General features: G+C 72.8%; 16 protein-coding genes. 10 read left to right on the top strand and 6 right to left on the bottom strand.

Annotated features, from left to right (window positions below):
* Positions 1-13: 13 nt before the first annotated feature.
* Entirely contained in the window at positions 14-229 is a 216-nt protein-coding gene (locus tag AC3A5R_RS01175; protein ID WP_487618957.1) for a hypothetical protein, read from the bottom strand.
* A gap of 15 nt (positions 230-244) precedes the next feature.
* Between AC3A5R_RS01175 and holA the strand changes: the two genes are divergently transcribed.
* The gene (gene holA / locus AC3A5R_RS01170) at positions 245-1,204 is read left to right on the top strand and encodes a DNA polymerase III subunit delta (RefSeq protein WP_487618956.1); all 960 of its coding nucleotides are present in this window, start codon (positions 245-247) and stop codon (positions 1,202-1,204) included.
* Positions 1,205-1,432: 228 nt separating this feature from the next.
* Positions 1,433-1,693 carry a 30S ribosomal protein S20 gene (gene rpsT / locus AC3A5R_RS01165; RefSeq protein ID WP_323097115.1) on the top strand — a complete coding sequence of 87 codons (261 nt, stop codon included), beginning with the start codon at positions 1,433-1,435 and terminating at the stop codon, positions 1,691-1,693.
* Between the two features lie 99 nt (positions 1,694-1,792).
* Here the strand turns inward: rpsT and AC3A5R_RS01160 are convergent, their stop codons facing one another.
* Positions 1,793-2,332, bottom strand: coding sequence for a type II toxin-antitoxin system PemK/MazF family toxin (locus AC3A5R_RS01160; protein WP_487618955.1), 540 nt, complete (start codon positions 2,330-2,332; stop codon positions 1,793-1,795).
* 111 nt (positions 2,333-2,443) lie between these two features.
* On the opposite strand from AC3A5R_RS01160, the gene AC3A5R_RS01155 reads away from it, so the two are divergent.
* Complete coding sequence (locus tag AC3A5R_RS01155) at positions 2,444-3,673, top strand: MFS transporter (RefSeq protein WP_487618954.1); 1,230 nt, start codon at positions 2,444-2,446, stop codon at positions 3,671-3,673.
* Between the two features lie 36 nt (positions 3,674-3,709).
* Here the strand turns inward: AC3A5R_RS01155 and AC3A5R_RS01150 are convergent, their stop codons facing one another.
* On the bottom strand, positions 3,710-4,072 hold the full coding sequence (locus AC3A5R_RS01150) for a cupin domain-containing protein (RefSeq protein WP_487618953.1): 363 nt from the start codon (positions 4,070-4,072) through the stop codon (positions 3,710-3,712).
* Positions 4,073-4,313: 241 nt separating this feature from the next.
* Between AC3A5R_RS01150 and lepA the strand changes: the two genes are divergently transcribed.
* Both lepA and AC3A5R_RS01140 read left to right on the top strand, forming a co-directional pair.
* Positions 4,314-6,158 (top strand): translation elongation factor 4, encoded by a 1,845-nt coding sequence (gene lepA, locus AC3A5R_RS01145; RefSeq protein WP_487618952.1) that lies wholly within the window; start codon positions 4,314-4,316, stop codon positions 6,156-6,158.
* Between the two features lie 72 nt (positions 6,159-6,230).
* Complete coding sequence (locus tag AC3A5R_RS01140) at positions 6,231-6,689, top strand: hotdog fold domain-containing protein (protein ID WP_487618951.1); 459 nt, start codon at positions 6,231-6,233, stop codon at positions 6,687-6,689.
* Between the two features lie 84 nt (positions 6,690-6,773).
* Here the strand turns inward: AC3A5R_RS01140 and AC3A5R_RS01135 are convergent, their stop codons facing one another.
* Entirely contained in the window at positions 6,774-7,661 is an 888-nt protein-coding gene (locus tag AC3A5R_RS01135; protein ID WP_487618950.1) for a tyrosine-protein phosphatase, read from the bottom strand.
* A gap of 196 nt (positions 7,662-7,857) precedes the next feature.
* Positions 7,858-8,565: a peptidylprolyl isomerase gene (locus AC3A5R_RS01130; RefSeq protein WP_487618949.1), complete on the bottom strand. Its 708-nt coding sequence runs from the start codon at positions 8,563-8,565 to the stop codon at positions 7,858-7,860.
* 60 nt (positions 8,566-8,625) lie between these two features.
* On the opposite strand from AC3A5R_RS01130, the gene hemW reads away from it, so the two are divergent.
* The 3 genes from hemW to AC3A5R_RS01115 all read left to right on the top strand — a co-directional run bounded on the left by hemW (position 8,626) and on the right by AC3A5R_RS01115 (position 13,222).
* Positions 8,626-9,861 (top strand): radical SAM family heme chaperone HemW, encoded by a 1,236-nt coding sequence (gene hemW, locus AC3A5R_RS01125; protein ID WP_487618948.1) that lies wholly within the window; start codon positions 8,626-8,628, stop codon positions 9,859-9,861.
* Between the two features lie 61 nt (positions 9,862-9,922).
* A complete protein-coding gene (locus AC3A5R_RS01120; RefSeq protein WP_487618947.1) occupies positions 9,923-11,419 on the top strand; it encodes an aldehyde dehydrogenase family protein in 1,497 nt (498 codons plus the stop codon).
* 183 nt (positions 11,420-11,602) lie between these two features.
* Entirely contained in the window at positions 11,603-13,222 is a 1,620-nt protein-coding gene (locus AC3A5R_RS01115; RefSeq protein ID WP_487618946.1) for a CHAP domain-containing protein, read from the top strand.
* Between the two features lie 6 nt (positions 13,223-13,228).
* Here the strand turns inward: AC3A5R_RS01115 and AC3A5R_RS01110 are convergent, their stop codons facing one another.
* Positions 13,229-14,122: a DUF3097 domain-containing protein gene (locus AC3A5R_RS01110; RefSeq protein WP_487618945.1), complete on the bottom strand. Its 894-nt coding sequence runs from the start codon at positions 14,120-14,122 to the stop codon at positions 13,229-13,231.
* 204 nt (positions 14,123-14,326) lie between these two features.
* Between AC3A5R_RS01110 and hrcA the strand changes: the two genes are divergently transcribed.
* Both hrcA and dnaJ read left to right on the top strand, forming a co-directional pair.
* Entirely contained in the window at positions 14,327-15,370 is a 1,044-nt protein-coding gene (gene hrcA / locus AC3A5R_RS01105) for a heat-inducible transcriptional repressor HrcA (protein ID WP_487618944.1), read from the top strand.
* A gap of 92 nt (positions 15,371-15,462) precedes the next feature.
* The gene (dnaJ, locus tag AC3A5R_RS01100) at positions 15,463-16,593 is read left to right on the top strand and encodes a molecular chaperone DnaJ (RefSeq protein ID WP_487618943.1); all 1,131 of its coding nucleotides are present in this window, start codon (positions 15,463-15,465) and stop codon (positions 16,591-16,593) included.
* The last annotated feature ends 27 nt before the right edge of the window (positions 16,594-16,620 follow it).

The following is a 16,620-nucleotide window of genomic DNA, read 5'->3' as shown; positions in this document are numbered from 1 at the left end:
CCGCGAGGTCCTCTCACTGCTTGGCGGCGCCCGGCGGCACGGTCGGCAGCTGGCTCCTTGACCTGGGTCGAGGTGGCGTCGGGGCGTCGCGGGTCACCGACGAGACGCCGGGCAGGACGGCGCGGATGATGAACGACTCCTGGTCGGGGTACTGGCGGATGATCTCCGGCAGCTTGCGAACACGACCTTCACTTCCGGTGGGTGCGAGGGGCCGCTGTCGGGCCCGCATGGCACCCTTGACGCCATGAGCGACACCGGCGTTCCGCCCCTCGTGCTCGTCAGCGGTCCAGAGGAGGTGCTCGTCGAGCGGGCGGTCGCCTCCTTCGTCGCCGCGGCGCGCTCGGTCGACGCCGAGGTCGTGCGTCTCGACGCCGCCTCCTACGAGGGCGGGCAGCTGCGCGTGCACGCCAGCCCGTCGCTGTTCGGCGGGGCCACGTGCATCGTCGTGCGAGACGTCCACGAGGCGCCCGACGAGCTCCAGCTCGACCTGCTCGACCTCCTCGCAGCACCGGAGCCCGAGGTCAGCCTCGTCGTCGCGCACGGGGGAGGGCCGCGCGGCAAGAAGGTCCTCGACACGATGAAGAAGGCCGGCGCCCGCGTCGTCGAGTGCCCGGCGATCAAGAACGACCGCGAGAAGTCCGACTTCGTCACGAAGGAGTTCGCGGCCGCCCGCCGGCGCATCACGAGCGACGGCGTGCGCGCCCTCGTCGAGGCCGTCGGCAAGGACGTCCGCGAGCTCGCCTCGGCCTGCGCGCAGCTGATCTCCGACACCGAGGGCACGGTCGACGACGCCGTCGTCGACACCTACTACGGCGGCAAGGTCGAGGCCACCGGCTTCCGCGTTGCCGACGCCACGGTGTCGGGGCACGCGGGGGAGGCCCTGCGCCTGCTGCGCCACGCCATCGCCAGCGGCGTCGACCCGGTGCCGATCGTCGCTGTCATCGCCTCCCAGCTGCGCCAGCTCGTCAAGGTCGGCGCGGCCGGGCGCGGCAGCTCGGCGCAGCTGGCCAAGAGCCTCGGCATGGCGCCGTGGCAGATCGACAAGGCGCGCCGGGCCGTGAACCACTGGAGCGCCGACGGGCTCGCCGTGGCCATCCAGGCCGTCGCCGCCGCCGACTTCGAGGTCAAGGGCGGCGGTCGCGACCCGGTCTACGCCGTCGAACGGGCCATCCTGACGATCGCCGGCGCGCGCGGCGGACGCTGAGCGACCTCTGGTCCCGGCGTCCACCCACGCTGACCTGCGGTTTCGGGCCGCCGGCGCCGGTTTGGAGGGGTCGTCCGCCGCTGGTACCGTTGACCCTTGCGTGCGCGCTCAGGTCGTGCGCGTATGCAGGCTCCACCCAGAGCCGTTCACGCAGGGTGCCCCACGCCCGGTCCCGAACGGCTTTGCCGCCCTCTAACGGCAGAATCCGACCGAACGAAAGAACATCACGTGGCAAACATCAAGTCGCAGCTCAAGCGGATCAAGACGAACGAGAAGCGCACCGAGCGCAACAAGGCCGTCAAGTCCGAGCTTCGCACGTGGGTCCGCAAGTTCCGCGAGGCTGCTGCCTCCGGTGACAAGGACGCCGCTGACGCCGCTCTCAAGGCCGCCAGCCGCAAGCTGGACAAGGCCGTGAGCAAGGGCGTCATCCACCAGAACCAGGCCGCGAACCGCAAGTCGGCCATGGCGAAGAAGGCCGCGTCGATCTGACGCTCCGCACTCTTGCCCGAGCGGGCCCGTCACCCTCGGTGACGGGCCCGCTCCGCGTCCGGTGTCGTGTCCGACGAGGCTCGACGCGTCGAGAGTCGGTCAGCGCAGGTGGGCCCGCGCGGCGGCGACGACCTCGTCGTAGCGCTCGCGCGCCAGCACGGCGCCCTCACGGCGCACGGCGTCCGGGTCGACGCGGATGAGCCGGTTGACGCGCACCTCGCTCGGGCGGCCCTGCCGGTCCCAGGCGCCGGTGCCGATGTCGACCCACTCCCGCCCGGCCCGACGCTCCTGCCGCTCGTCGCGGTCGTGGTCCTTGCTCGTCAGCTGCAGCCCGACGAGCCACGGACCCTCGTGCCCGATGAGCAGGACCGGGCGGTCCTTGCCCTGACCGTGGTCCTCCTCGAAGGGCACCCACGTCCACACGATCTCGCCCGGGTCGGGCCGGCCGTCCGGGCGGGGTGCGTACGTCGTGTCGGGCAGCCGGGTGGCGTCGCCGGGGTACGCGCCCGGCGTCGTCGGCGCACTCGTGACGCGGCCCCGCTGACGGCTCGGAGCCGGCGACGAGGACGCCGAGGTGCGGGACGGGCCGCGCAACAGGTCGAGGAGACGGCGCAGGACGCCGCCGGAGGAGGTGGACATGGGAATCACCGTAGCGACGCCGTCGTTACCGTGTCGGCCAGAGCCCGGGTCGACGGCGATCCGCACACGCCACACGCACCAGCCGACCGCATCCCCCCCCCGGAGTCGTCCTTGAGCCCCGCCCGCCGCCGCACCGCCCTCGCCATCCTCGCCCTGTCCGTGGGCGGGTTCGCCATCGGTACCACCGAGTTCGTGACGATGGGCCTGCTCCCGCAGATCGCCGAGGGCACCGGCGTCGACATCGCCACGGCCGGGCACTACGTGTCGGCGTACGCGCTCGGCGTCGTCGTCGGCGCGCCGCTCATCGCGGTCATCGCCGCGAAGGTCCCGCGCAAGGGGCTGCTCATGGGCCTCATGGGGTTCTTCGCCGTGGCCCACCTGGCGGTCCTCTTCGCCAACACCTACCCGACCGTCCTGGCGGCCCGGTTCCTCGCCGGCATCCCGCACGGCGCCTTCTTCGGCATCGGCTCGGTCGTCGCCGCGTCGCTCGTCTCGCACCAGCGGCGTACCGCCGCGGTCGCGACGATCCTCGGTGGCCTCGGCGTCGCCAACATCCTCGGGGTCCCACTCGCGACCGTCCTGGGGCAGCGGCTCTCGTGGCACGCCCCCTACGTCGCGGTCGGTGCCGTGGCGGCGCTCACCGTGGTGGCCGTCGCCCTCTTCCTGCCGCACCAGCCCCCGAGCGGCGAGGAGTCGATGCGCCGCGAGATGAAGGCGCTGACCCGCCTGCAGGTGTGGCTCGCCCTGCTCGTCGGCGTCGTCGGCTTCGGTGGGATGTTCGCGATGTACTCGTTCATCACCCCCACGATGACCTCGCTGGCCGGCCTGGACGAGCGCTACATCCCGTGGGTCCTCGCGGCCTACGGCACCGGCATGGTCGTCGGCATGGCGCTGGCGGGCCGGGTCGGCCGCCGGTTCGGCATCCTGCGCGGGATCGTCGTGGCCCTGTCGCTCATCGCGGTGCTCCTCGCCGTCTTCGGCCAGGCGGCACATGTGCTGTGGCTCGCGGTGACGATGGTGTTCGTCCTCGGGCTGCTGCCCTCGGTGCTCGTGCCGCTGCTGCAGACGCGCCTCATGGACGTCGCGCACGAGGGCCAGTCGCTGGCCGCCGCGCTCAACCACTCGACGCTCAACACCGCGAACGCGCTCGGCGCGTGGCTCGGCTCGGTCGTCCTCGCGGCCGGCTTCGGCTACGGGGCGCCGAGCCTCGTGGGCGCCGGTCTGGCCGTCCTCGGTGTCGGCGTCGCCGTCACGTCGCTCGTGCTCGAGCGACGCGCATCGGGCAGCACCGCAGTCCGGTCGGCCGACGCTCCCGAGCCGGCGACCGCGTCGACGCACTGACCGCAGGGACGCGCTGGCCGCGGGGCGGGCGGGGCGTCACTCGAGCCAGTCGGTGACGAAGTGGTCGTTCGCGTGGATGTGGACGGCCTCGTAGCCAGCCGGACCGGTGCGGAACCGGTGCGGAGTGTCCGCGGGCACGACGAGCACCTGGCCGGCGCGGCCGACGACCTCGCGGGCGTCGGGGCCGGCGCCCACCGTGAACGTCGCCGATCCGCGCCGGATGACGAACGTCTCCGCGTACGGGTGCTGGTGCAGGCGCGGGCCGACGCCCTCCTGCGTCGTCGACTCGAGGATGAGGCTGACGCCGGCGCCGCCGGGGAGCCGCTCGTAGTTCTCGGTCCACTCCTCGCCGTCCGCACGCCCGTCGGCGCGGCTGATCAGGGTGTCCAGGGTGCTCACGGTGGTACCTCCGTCCCGGGGCGGCCGGTGCCGCCCCCCACACGACCGCGTCGACCGGGCACGACGCGTCTCGACATCGTGCCGCGGATGGGGGCGGCTGCGGGGCCTCGGACACGTGGCCGGTTCGGGCCGTGCACGGAGGGCGCCTCGGACGTGGGAGGATGGGACGATGCCGGCTCCGGCCGCGCACGACCGTCCACCCGCCGCCCCACACCGCGAGGTTCGCCCCACCGTGTCGCCCATGGCCCGCTCCGCGTTGGCTCCCAACGCAACGCCGCCGGACCTGATCCGCAACTTCTGCATCATCGCGCACATCGACCACGGCAAGTCGACCCTGGCCGACCGGATGCTCCAGCTGACCGGGGTCGTCGACGCCCGCGCCATGCGGGCGCAGTACCTCGACCGCATGGACATCGAGCGCGAGCGCGGCATCACGATCAAGAGCCAGGCCGTGCGCATGCCGTGGGAGGTCGACGGCACCACCTACGCGCTCAACATGATCGACACGCCGGGCCACGTCGACTTCACCTACGAGGTGTCGCGGTCGCTGGCCGCGTGCGAGGGTGCCGTGCTCCTCGTCGACGCCGCCCAGGGCATCGAGGCCCAGACCCTCGCGAACCTCTACCTCGCGATGGAGAACGACCTCACGATCATCCCGGTCCTCAACAAGATCGACCTGCCGGCGGCCCAGCCCGAGAAGTACGCCGAGGAGCTGGCCAAGCTCATCGGTGGCGAGCCCGAGGACTGCCTCAGGGTGTCGGGCAAGACCGGCGAGGGCGTCGAGCCTCTGCTCGACCAGATCGTCGCGCAGCTGCCGGCACCCCAGGGCGACGCGAACGCCCCGGCCCGCGCCATGATCTTCGACTCGGTCTACGACACCTACCGCGGCGTCGTCACCTACGTACGCGTCGTCGACGGCAACCTCAACCCGCGCGAGCGCATCGTCATGATGTCGACGAAAGCCACCCACGAGCTGCTCGAGATCGGCGTCATCAGCCCCGAGCCGGTGCCCTCCAAGGGGCTCGGCGTCGGCGAGGTGGGCTACCTCATCACCGGCGTCAAGGACGTGCGCCAGTCGCGCGTCGGCGACACCGTCACCAACGCGAGCAAGCCGGCCGGCAAGGACCTCGGCGGCTACCGCGACCCGAAGCCGATGGTCTTCTCGGGCCTCTACCCGATCGACGGCTCCGACTACCCCGACCTGCGCGAGGCCCTCGACAAGCTCAAGCTCAACGACGCCGCCCTGGTCTACGAGCCGGAGACCTCGGCCGCGCTCGGCTTCGGCTTCCGGTGCGGCTTCCTCGGCCTGCTGCACCTCGAGATCGTCCGCGAGCGACTCGAACGCGAGTTCAACCTCGACCTCATCTCGACCCAGCCGAACGTCGTCTACGACGTGATGATGGACGACGGCAAGCAGATCCACGTCACCAACCCGAGCGAGTTCCCCGAGGGCAAGATCTCCGAGGTGAGCGAGCCCATCGTGCGTGCGACGGTGCTCGCCCCGAGCGAGTTCGTCGGCGCGATCATGGAGCTGTGCCAGCAGAAGCGCGGCAACCTGCGCGGCATGGACTACCTGTCCGAGGACCGCGTCGAGATGCGCTACACGCTGCCGCTCGCCGAGATCGTCTTCGACTTCTTCGACCAGCTGAAGTCGCGCACGCGTGGCTACGCCTCGCTCGACTACGAGCCCGACGGCGACCAGGTGGCCGACCTCGTCAAGGTGCAGATCCTGCTGCAGGGGGAGTCGGTCGACGCGTTCAGCGCGATCGTCCACAAGGACAAGGCGTACGCGTACGGCGTCATGATGGCCGGCAAGCTCAAGGACCTCATCCCGCGCCAGCAGTTCGAGGTGCCGATCCAGGCCGCCATCGGCTCGCGCATCATCGCCCGCGAGAACATCCGCGCGATCCGCAAGGACGTGCTCGCCAAGTGCTACGGCGGCGACATCAGCCGCAAGCGCAAGCTGCTCGAGAAGCAGAAGGAGGGCAAGAAGCGGATGAAGATGGTCGGTCGGGTCGAGGTGCCGCAGGAGGCCTTCGTGGCAGCCCTCTCGAGCGACGGCGACAAGGGCGACAAGAAGAAGTGACGCGCGCTGCCTCGCCGTGAGGTGGGGCACCGTTCCCGAGCGTCCTGGTTACCGGCGGGTAGCATCGCGGGCATGCCCGACGTCTACGCCCTGTACCGACGCCTCGAGCCACGTCCGTTCGGGCGCTGGGTCTTCGCCCGCGCCTTCACGACGGCCGCGCCGTACTTCCGCAGCGTCCGACCACGGGTCGTGTCGGTCGCGCCCAACCGCGCCGTGGTCGTCGTGCCGAAGCGCCGACGCGTCCACAACCACATCGGCACCGTGCACGCCATCGCGGCGTGCAACGGGCTCGAGGCGGCCATGGGGCTGCTCGCGGAGGCGAGCATCCCGACGACGCACCGGTGGATCCCCAAGGGGATGGAGGTGCGCTATGTCGCGAAGTCGACGACCGACCTGACGTGCACGGCCGAGACCGATCCGGCGGCCTGGCAGGACGGCCGCACCGACGTGCCCGTGCAGGTCACCGCGACGCGGGCCGACGGCGCCGTCACGGTCGAGGGCGTCATCCACCTCCACGTGACCCCTCGCTGACCTCCGCACGCCCGGGTTCGAGGTGTCTCACGGTCACCGGTGACCGCGAGATGCGTCGAACCGGAAAGGGAGAGGAGGACCGGGTCAGCCCGCGTCCCCGAGGAGCTTGGCGCGCAGGCGCTCCGTGTCGGCGTCGGTCCACCCCTGGGTGTCGAGCCAGCCGAGCGCGCCGCCGTAGCGGGCCTCGAGCGTGCCGAGCAGCAGGCGCATCGTGTCGGTCGTCGGCGACTGCTGGGCCACCGTCTTGTCGCGCAGGTTGTCGGCGTACGCCGGCTTGGCGCGCAGCCGGGCCATGATGGCCGCGACCCGTTCGGCCGACGCGGCGAAGTCGGCGACGACGAGGTCGGCCGGCACCCCGACGACCGTGAGGGCCAGGCCCACGACGGTGCCGGTGCGGTCCTTGCCCGCCGCGCAGTGGACGATCGAGGCGCCCTCGCTCGCGGCGACCGCACGCAGCGCCGCGACGACGGAGTCGGGACGCTGGGCGAGGTAGGACAGGTAGTGCTCGGACCAGAAGGTGTCGTGGCTGCGGCGACGCTCCTCCTCGGCCTCCGCATCCTGGACGGAGTCAGGTCCGGCCGACGCCGCAGCGGACGTCGCACGGGCACGCTCGGCCGCGTCACGGGCCCGACGCTCGTCGGTCTCCCAGGGCAGGGCGCGCTCCGCGGCGGGGATGCCGGACTCCGAGGTGTCCTCGCGATACATCGTCAGGTGGTGGTAGCGGACGGCGGGCTCGGCGAGGAGGGGGCCGTCGCCCTCCTTGGCCACCTCGACGTGGGTGCGCAGGTCGACGACGTCGCGCACGCCGACGACGTCGACGAGGTGGCGGACAGACGCCACGGGAAGGTCCTGGAGGTTGTCCGACCGGATCAGCCGATGCGGGCGGACCGTGCCGCCGTCGGACGTCGGCAGTCCGCCGAGGTCGCGCATGTTGACGACGCCGTCGATCTCGATCCAGTTCGGCCGGTACACGTCTTCGACCCTACGCGACGGCTCTTGTCGTACGACGAGCCGGTTCCGCCGACCCGCGCGACGTCAAAGACCTTGATGTCGAGCCGAATCCACCGTGGGAGCCGGCGCCCGTGACGATGCGTGTCCCTGTCGCAGAATCCTTGGCACGCAGGGCGATTCCGATCGACCGCATTCGTCGAACCGTGCGGCGGGCACCTCATGACGGGTGGACGACCACCTCGAGCACGCTCACCGAGCGGAACGGTGGGCCGTCCGGACGGGTGTCCTCGCCGCCATGTGCGGCCACGGCGTCGATGGCCTCGAGCCCCCCCGTCACGCGGCCGAGCACCGGGTAGCGCGGGTCTCCCGCCGGCACGGTGAAGTCGGCGTACACGACGAGGAACTGCCCGGACCCGCGACGCAGATGGCCGCCCCGAGCCCCCGCCAGCATGCCGCGGACGTAGTGCCCGTCGGCGGGCACGTTCTCGAGTGGCACGTCGTAGCCAGGGTCGCCGACGTCGTGACCGGTCGGGTCGCCGCACTGCAGGAACCGCAGCGGCGACAGGTAGGAGGTGAGCCGGTGGCAGACGCTGTCGCGCCACCAGCCCGACCGGGCGAGCTGGACGAAGGATGCGACGCCGCGGGGGGCCGCTGCGCCGTCGAGCGCCACCTCGAGACTGCCGCACGTCGTGCGAATCGTCGCGGTCACCGTCCGACCGCGCACCGACGCGGGGTCGGGCGCCGCGTCGAACGAGGCCCACGTCGTCGGCGCAGGAGGTGGCGGGGTGCAGGGGCCGGAGGTTGCCGGTCGGCTGAGGGCCGCAACCGAACGATCCCCGACGGGCGACGCGGCCGGGTCGGAGGTGCACGATCCCGCGCCCAGGGCCAGCGCGACGGCGAGGGAGGCGACCACGCGTCGCTCCATGATGCGAGCGTAGGTCCGTGCCGGTTCGGCGGGAACCGTCGCCGGTGCGAGAATTGCCGCGTGCCGCCCTCCGCCCTGCCTGACGGCGACCCCGCGCCGCCGACCGGCGAGCTGCCGGCGTCCGCCCTCACCGACCTCCCCTCGACCGACCTCGGGATGTACGTCCACGTGCCGTTCTGCTCCGTGCGCTGCGGCTACTGCGACTTCAACACCTACACGCTGACCGAGCTCGGCGGCCCCGGTGCCACCATCGGCCTCGACACCTACGCCGACGCCGCCCTGCGCGAGCTCGACCTCGCCGCAGGTGTGCTCGGGCCCGACGCGCCGCCGGTGTCGACGGTGTTCGTCGGCGGGGGCACCCCGACGATGCTGCGCAGCGGCGACCTCGTGCGTGTGCTGGGCGGCATCCGCGAGCGCTTCGGCCTGGCTGCCGGGGCCGAGGTGACCACCGAGGCCAACCCCGACTCCGTGACACCCGAGTCGCTCGCCGAGCTCGCCGCCGGCGGGTTCACGCGGGTGTCGGTCGGCATGCAGTCGGCGGTGCCGCACGTGCTCCACACCCTCGACCGCACCCACGACCCCGAGAACGTCGCCCGTGCCGTGGCGGGGGCCCGCGCCGCCGGCCTGCAGGTCAGCGTCGACCTCATCTACGGCACGCCGGGGGAGTCGCTCGCCGACTGGCGCACCAGCCTCGAGACGGCGATCGCCCTCGAGCCGGACCATGTGTCGGCCTACGCCCTCGTCGTCGAGGAGGGCACCCGCCTGGCCGCCCAGGTGCGCCGTGGCCTCGTGCCCGCGCCCCAGGACGACGACGAGGCCGACAAGTACGAGCTGGCCGACCAGCTGCTCACGGCCGCCGGGTTCGGCTGGTACGAGGTGAGCAACTGGGCCCGCGACGAGCGGCACCGCTGCCGCCACAACATCGCCTACTGGGCCGGCACGAACTGGTGGGGCATCGGCCCGGGGGCCCACAGCCACGTCGGCGGCGTGCGGTGGTGGAACGTCAAGCACCCGAGCGCCTACGCCCAGCGCCTGGCCGCGGGGCAGTCGCCCGCCGCGGCACGCGAGCTCCTCGACGACGAGCAGCGCTACGACGAGCGTGTGCTCCTCGGCACACGCCTGGTCGAGGGACTGCCGGTCGGGGACCTGCGAGGATCGGGACGTGCCGCCGTGGCCGGGCTCGTCGCCGACGGGCTCCTCGACGGCGTCGCGGCCGTCTCCCGAGGTCGGGTCGTGCTGACCCGCCGCGGCAGACTGCTCGCCGACACCGTCGTGCACCGGCTGCTCGCTGCCTGACCAGCCCGGACCGCCCGCCGGGCGCCACGACAGGTCGCCGACGACCGACGAGGATGGACCCATGACGCAGACCGCGCCCACGAACCGCGCCACGCCCCAGTCCGGGACGGCGGCCGCCCCCGCCACCGGCGCGTCGGGCGCACCCGACGCGTCGGTGGCCGTCGACGTCCCGGCCCTCGTCGAGTCGGTGCGGGCGACGTTCCGCAGCGGGCGGACCAAGCCGTACGCGTGGCGCGTCGAGCAGCTCAAGGCCCTCCGCTCGCTCATCGTCGACAACGAGGACGAGCTGGCCGCCGCCCTGGACGAGGACCTCGGCAAGAGCGGCACCGAGGCGTGGGTGACCGAGCTGGGCTTCGTCGTCGAGGAGATCGACCACACGCTGCGCCACCTGCGCTCGTGGCTGCGTCACCGCCGCGTGCCGGTGCCGCTGTCGCTCGTGCCCGGTCGCGCGCGCGTCGTGCGCGAGCCGCTCGGCGTCGTCCTCGTCATCGCCCCCTGGAACTACCCGGTGCAGCTGCTCCTCGCGCCCCTCGTCGGTGTCCTCGCCGCAGGCAACGCGGCCGTCCTCAAGCCGAGCGAGGTGGCGCCGGCAACCTCACGCGTCGTGGCCCGGCTCGTGCCGCTGCACCTCGACGCGTCGGCCGTGCGCGTCGTCGAGGGCGGCGTGCCTGAGACGACGGCCCTGCTCGCCGAGCACTTCGACCACGTGTTCTACACCGGCAACGGGGTCGTCGGACGTGTCGTGCTCCAGGCGGCGGCCCAGCACCTGACGCCCGTGACGCTCGAGCTCGGCGGCAAGTCACCGACGTACGTGCACGAGGACGCCGACCTCGCCGTCGCGGCCCGTCGGATCGTCTGGGGCAAGTTCACCAACGCGGGACAGACGTGTGTGGCTCCCGACTACGTGCTCGGCACGCGCGCCACGCTCGACGGCCTCGTGCCGCACCTCGCCGACGCGATCCGGGAGTCCTACGGAGCCGATCCCCAGGCGTCGGGGGAGTACGGCCGCATCGTCAACGACCGCCACTTCGAGCGGCTGGCCGCCCTCGTCGACGCCGAGAAGGTCGTCGTCGGCGGGCAGGCTGACGCGGCGACGCGCTACCTGGCCCCGACGGTCCTCGACCGCGTGTCGCTCGAGGACCCCGTCATGCAGGACGAGATCTTCGGGCCCGTGCTGCCCCTCGTCGAGGTGTCCGGCGTCGAGGAGGCGATCGAGGTCATCACCGGTCGTGACAAGCCGCTGGCCCTCTACGTGTTCACCGGTAACGCCGACGTGCGCCGGCGCTTCGTGCGCGACACGTCGTCGGGTGCCCTCGGCGTCAACCTGCCGCTCGCGCACATGGCGGTGCACGGGCTGCCCTTCGGTGGAGTCGGCCCGAGCGGGTCGGGTGCCTACCACGGCGAGCGCTCGGTCGAGCTGTTCTCGCACGCCAAGGCGGTGCTCGAGACGCCGACGACGCCCGACACGACCGCCGTCGTGCGCCCGCCCTTCACGCCCTTCAAGCAGCGCGTCATCGACCGTGTCGTGGCCCGCGGGCGTCGTCACCGCAGCGGCTGAGCCGGGCCCCCGGCTAGCACGCGATGCCGTGAAACGCGCGCAAGCCACCACGCGTGTCGCGTGGGATTTCTGGGATTCCTGGGACGGGATGAGCGCTACGTCCTAGATTGCGTCCAGCGAACAGCGAGGACGGGAGACCCAGTGGCGGCGACGACGCGACCCCTGCATCCCTGGCGTCGACGCATGGCGGTCCTCGTCGCGGCCCTCGCCACCACGCTGACGAGCCTCGGCGTCGCCGCGCCGGCCCGCGCGGCCGAGTGGATCGTGCTCTGCACCGGCTATGACGCGTGCAACGCCGCGGGCTACCCCGACGCCGGCTACCAGGCCAACGCGTCCGCCAGCTGGTGGCGTCAGTCGACGGGCCACAACTGCACCGCCTACGTCGCCTACCGGCTCGTGCAGAACGGCCTGCCGAACACCAAACCGACGAGCCTGAGCGGCAACGCCTCGAACTGGGGACCGTCGTTCCCGGCCCAGACGAACACGAGCCCGGCCGTCGGGTCGATCGCCTGGTGGGACACCAGCTACTCGTCGACCGGGCACGTGGCCTACGTCGAGCAGGTGCTCTCGGCCTCCGACATCATCGTCTCGGAGGACAACTGGGGCGGCGACTTCCGTTGGCGCCGTGTGACGCTCACCGGCGGGCGCTGGCCCAAGGGCTTCATCCACCTCAAGGACCAGGGCCCGACCGTCGCGACCGACACCCGCGCCTGGCAGGTGGCCGCCCCGGCCCGGCTTCTCGACACCAAGACCGGCGTCGGGGCCCCCGTAGCCAAGGTGCAGGCCGGCAAGGCCGTCACCGTGCAGGTCACCGGGCGGGCCGGCGTACCCGCCAGCGGCGTCGACACCGTCCTGCTCAACGTCAACGCCACCGCGCCGGCCGCCGCCGGCTACGTCACCGCCCACGCCAACGGCACGACCCAGCCCGGCTCGCGGGCCCTGTCGTTCGCCGCAGGAGGCGTCACGACGACGCTCGTGCTCAGCCGCGTCGGCACCGACGGCAAGGTGCGGCTCTACACCTCGGCGACCACCGACCTGTCCGCGGACCTCGTCGGCTGGTCACCGACCGGGGGCTACGTGTCCGGGGCTGCGCCGGCCCGTGTCCTCGACACCCGCACCGGGGTCGGTACGCCGAAGGCACGCCTCGCCGCCGGCGGCACGCTGACGCTGCCCCTTGCGGGCAAGGCCGGCATCCCGGCCACCGGGGTCGGTGCCGTGCTCCTCGACGTCTCGGCGTCGACGCCGTCTGCCGGCGGCTTCCTCACCACCTGGCCGACGGGCGCTGCGCGCCCGGCCGCCCCGCAGGTGCGCTACGAGACGGCCAACCCGGCCACCGGCCTCGTCGAGTCCCGCCTCGGGACCGGCGGCGCCGTGACGATCCACTCGACGGCGCAGACCGACGTGCTCGTCGACGTCGTCGGCTGGCTGCCCGCCGGCGCCGACCAGCTGGCGCTGGGCCCGACGCGCATCCTCGACAGCCAGACCGGCCTCGGATACCCGGCCGGACGCGTCGCCGCGGGACAGGCGCCCCTCGCGCCCGTCGTCGGCAAGGCCGGGGTGCCCGCGAACGGCGTCCGAGCGGCCGTCCTGACCGTGACCGTCGTGTCGCCGACCGCGGCCGGCTACGTCACCGCCTACCCGAGCGGGTCGAGCGAAACCCCTTACGCCACGGTCAAGTTCGCGTCCGGGCGTACCGTCACGAACACCGTCCTCGTGCCGGTCGGGCTCGACGGCTCGGTGCGGGTCAAGACCTCCGCGGCCGCCTACCTCAAGGTCGACGTCCAGGGCTACGTGCGCTGGTGAGCCGCCTCAGGCGCCCGGCTCGGTGACGAAGTCGATGAGCTCCTCGACGCTGGCCAGGAGGGTGGGCTCGAGGTCGGCGTAGCTGCGCACCGTGCCCAAGATGCGCTTCCAGGCGTTGGCGATGTCGGCCTGGGTGCCGTGCGCCCAGCCGAGCTCGGCGCAGATGCCGTGCTTCCACGACGTGCCGCGTGGGATGACGGGCCACTGCTGCCAGCCGAGGCGCTCCGGGCGGACCGACTGCCACACGTCGACGTAGGGGTGGCCGAGCACCTTGACGTGCCGGGCGATGCCGGGCAGCGACCGGGCCTGCTCGACGATCCGGGCCTCCTTCGTGCCGGGCACGAGGTGGTCGACGAGCACGCCGAGCCGGCGGCCCGGGCCCGGCTGGAACTCCGCGATGATCGCGGCGAGGTCGTCGACGCCGTCCATCATCTCCACGACGACGCCCTCGACGCGCAGGTCGTCGCCCCACACCTTCTCGACGAGCTCGGCGTCGTGGCGGCCCTCGACGTAGATCCGCGAGCCGCTCGCCACCCGGGCGCGGGCGCCCTGCACGGCCACCGAGCCGCTCGCCGTGCGCGAGGCGGCGCGACGCGCGTCCGCCAGGGCTGCACCTGCGGAGGCGGTCGGTGGCGTCAGCGTGACGGGGCGGCCGTCGACGAGGAAGCCGGGACCGAGCGGGAAGCCCTTGGTGCGGCCGTGGCGGTCCTCGAGGTGCACGACGTGCATGCCGCCGGCCTTCTCGACGCGCACGACGGCGCCGACCCAGCCGGTCTCCACCTCCTCGACGACGAGGTCGGGCTCGGCGGCCAGCGGGGTGGAGCGTCCGTTCCGCGGGGCGCGCCAGTCGCCGCCGAGGACGTCGGAGCCGTATCGGTCGATCGGGGGGAGGGGGCTCACGGCGTCCGAGGCTAGGCGCTCCGGGGCCTTGACGCCGTTCGGCGCGCCGCGCCGGGCGGCATACCGTGGGATCGGGTTTCGGCGAGGACGCCGACTCGACGTAGAATTGGCACTCGTACGCCGAGAGTGCCAAGGTCCTGGGGTCGGCGCACCCGTCGACGACGGCACCCGGGACGGCACGGGACGAGACGCAAGGAGGTTCGCATGAGCGAGGAACGCCGGCTCATGGTGCTGCAGGCGATCGTCCAGGACTACGTGCAGACATCCGAGCCCGTCGGCAGCAAGGCGCTCGTCGAGCGCCACCACCTCGGCGTCAGCGCCGCCACCGTGCGCAACGACATGGCCCAGCTCGAGGAGGAGGGCCTGATCCACGCGCCGCACACCTCGGCCGGCCGCGTGCCCACCGACGCCGGCTACCGCCTCTTCGTCGACCGCCTGAGCGGCGTCAAGCCCCTCGGGGCGGGCGAGCGGCGTGCCATCACCCAGTTCCTCGAGGGCGCCGTCGACCTCGACGACGTCGTCGACCGCACCGTGCGTCTCCTCGCCGGCCTGACGCGTCAGGTGGCGGTCGTCCAGTATCCGTCGCTGACGCGCTCGACCATCCGCCATGTCGAGCTCGTGCCGGTCGGCGCCACGCATGCCATGGCCGTCCTCATCGTCAACACCGGACGCGTCGAGCAGCGCGTCGTCGAAACCGGGCGCGTCCTCGCCGACACCGACGGCGAGGCCTTCGTGTCCGGCCTGCGAGCGCGCATCAACGAGGTGTCGGCGGGGGTGCCGTTCACCGTCGCGGCCACCCGGCTGCGTCGCCTCGCCGAGGACGCCCCGGACGCCGACCGCGCCGCCACCGAGGCCATCGTCTCGGCGCTCACCGACCTGCTCGTCGAGGAGCGCGAGGAGCGCGTCGTCCTCGCCGGCCAGGCCAACCTCGCCCGGGCCGGCACCGACTTCGGCCGCGCCATCGGCCCGATCCTCGAGGCGCTCGAGGAGCACGTCACGCTGCTGCGCCTCCTCGGCCAGCTGGGCGACGACCCCGAGCTGGTCTCGGTGCGCATCGGCTCGGAGAACCCCGTGTCGGGCCTGCAGACCACCTCCCTCGTGTCGATGGGCTACGGGTCGGGCACCGAGCGCATCGCGAGCCTCGGCGTCCTCGGCCCCACCCGCATGGACTACCCGACGACCATGGCGTCGGTGCGGGCCGTGGCGCGCTACGTGTCCGAGATCCTCGACGACAACCGCGCCACCTGACCCACGCCCGGACGCGGGGCCCCGACCGGCCCGGCACCGACCACTGCACGACGACCCGACGACCGCACCCACGGAACCGAAGGAACACCCGCTTGAACGACTACTACGCCGTCCTCGGAGTCTCCCGCGACGCGAGCCAGGAGGAGATCAAGAAGGCGTACCGCAAGCTCGCGCGCCGGCTGCACCCCGACGTCAACCCAGGTCCCGAGGCCGAGGAGGAGTTCAAGCGGGTCTCGCAGGCCTACGACGTCCTCTCCGACCCGCAGAAGCGCCGCCAGTTCGACACCGGGTCCGACCCGTTCGCCAGTGGTGGTGGCGCCGGCTTCGGTGCTGGTGCCGGGTTCTCGTTCAGCGACGTCATGGACGCCTTCTTCGGCGCCGGCGCGACTGGTGCCCGCGGCCCGCGGCCTCGGGTCCAGCGCGGCCAGGACGCGCTCGTGCGTCTCGACATCGACCTGTCCAAGGCCGTCTTCGGCTCCGAGGAGGAGCTGACCCTCGACACCGCGATCGGCTGCGGCCGCTGCGGCGGCGACGGCGCCGAGCCGGGCACGGGTCGACAGACCTGCCCGATCTGCAAGGGCGCCGGAGAGATCCAGCAGGTGCAGCGCAGCTTCCTCGGCCAGGTCATGACCTCGCGCCCCTGTGTCAACTGCCAGGGCTTCGGCGCGACGCTCACCGACCCGTGCCACGACTGCTCCGGCGACGGCCGCGTGCGCACCCGCCGCAGCCTGACGCTCAAGGTGCCGGCCGGCGTCGACACCGGCACGCGCATCCAGCTGACCGGCGAGGGCGAGGTCGGTCCCGGCAACGGCCCGCGCGCCGACCTCTACGTCGAGATCCGCGTCGTCAACCACGACGTCTACACCCGACGCGGCGACGACCTCCACGCGAGCGTCGAGCTGCCGATGGCCGCGGCCGCGCTCGGCACGACGATCAAGCTGTCGACCTTCGACGGCATGCAGGACCTCGAGATCAAGGCGGGCACGCAGAGCGGCGACGTGCTGACGCTGCGTGGGCTCGGGGTCACGCACCTGCGCCACGGCGGACGCGGCGACCTGCTCGTGCACGCCACGGTGCAGACCCCGACCAAGCTGACCGACGAGCAGCAGGAGCTGCTGCGCCAGTTCGCCGCGCTGCGCGGCGAGGAGCGCCCCGAGGGGCGGCTCGCCCCGGCGAACAAGGGCCTCTTCGGCAAGCTCCGCGACGCGTTCAAGGAGAAGTGACCGGCGGCGCGGCGCCGTCCCGCTGCG

The sequence above is a fragment of the Intrasporangium sp. Soil_C_50 genome, assembly GCF_057656595.1.
The sequence above is the reverse complement of the archived record's forward strand: the minus strand, read 5'-3'. Positions and strand labels throughout refer to the sequence as shown.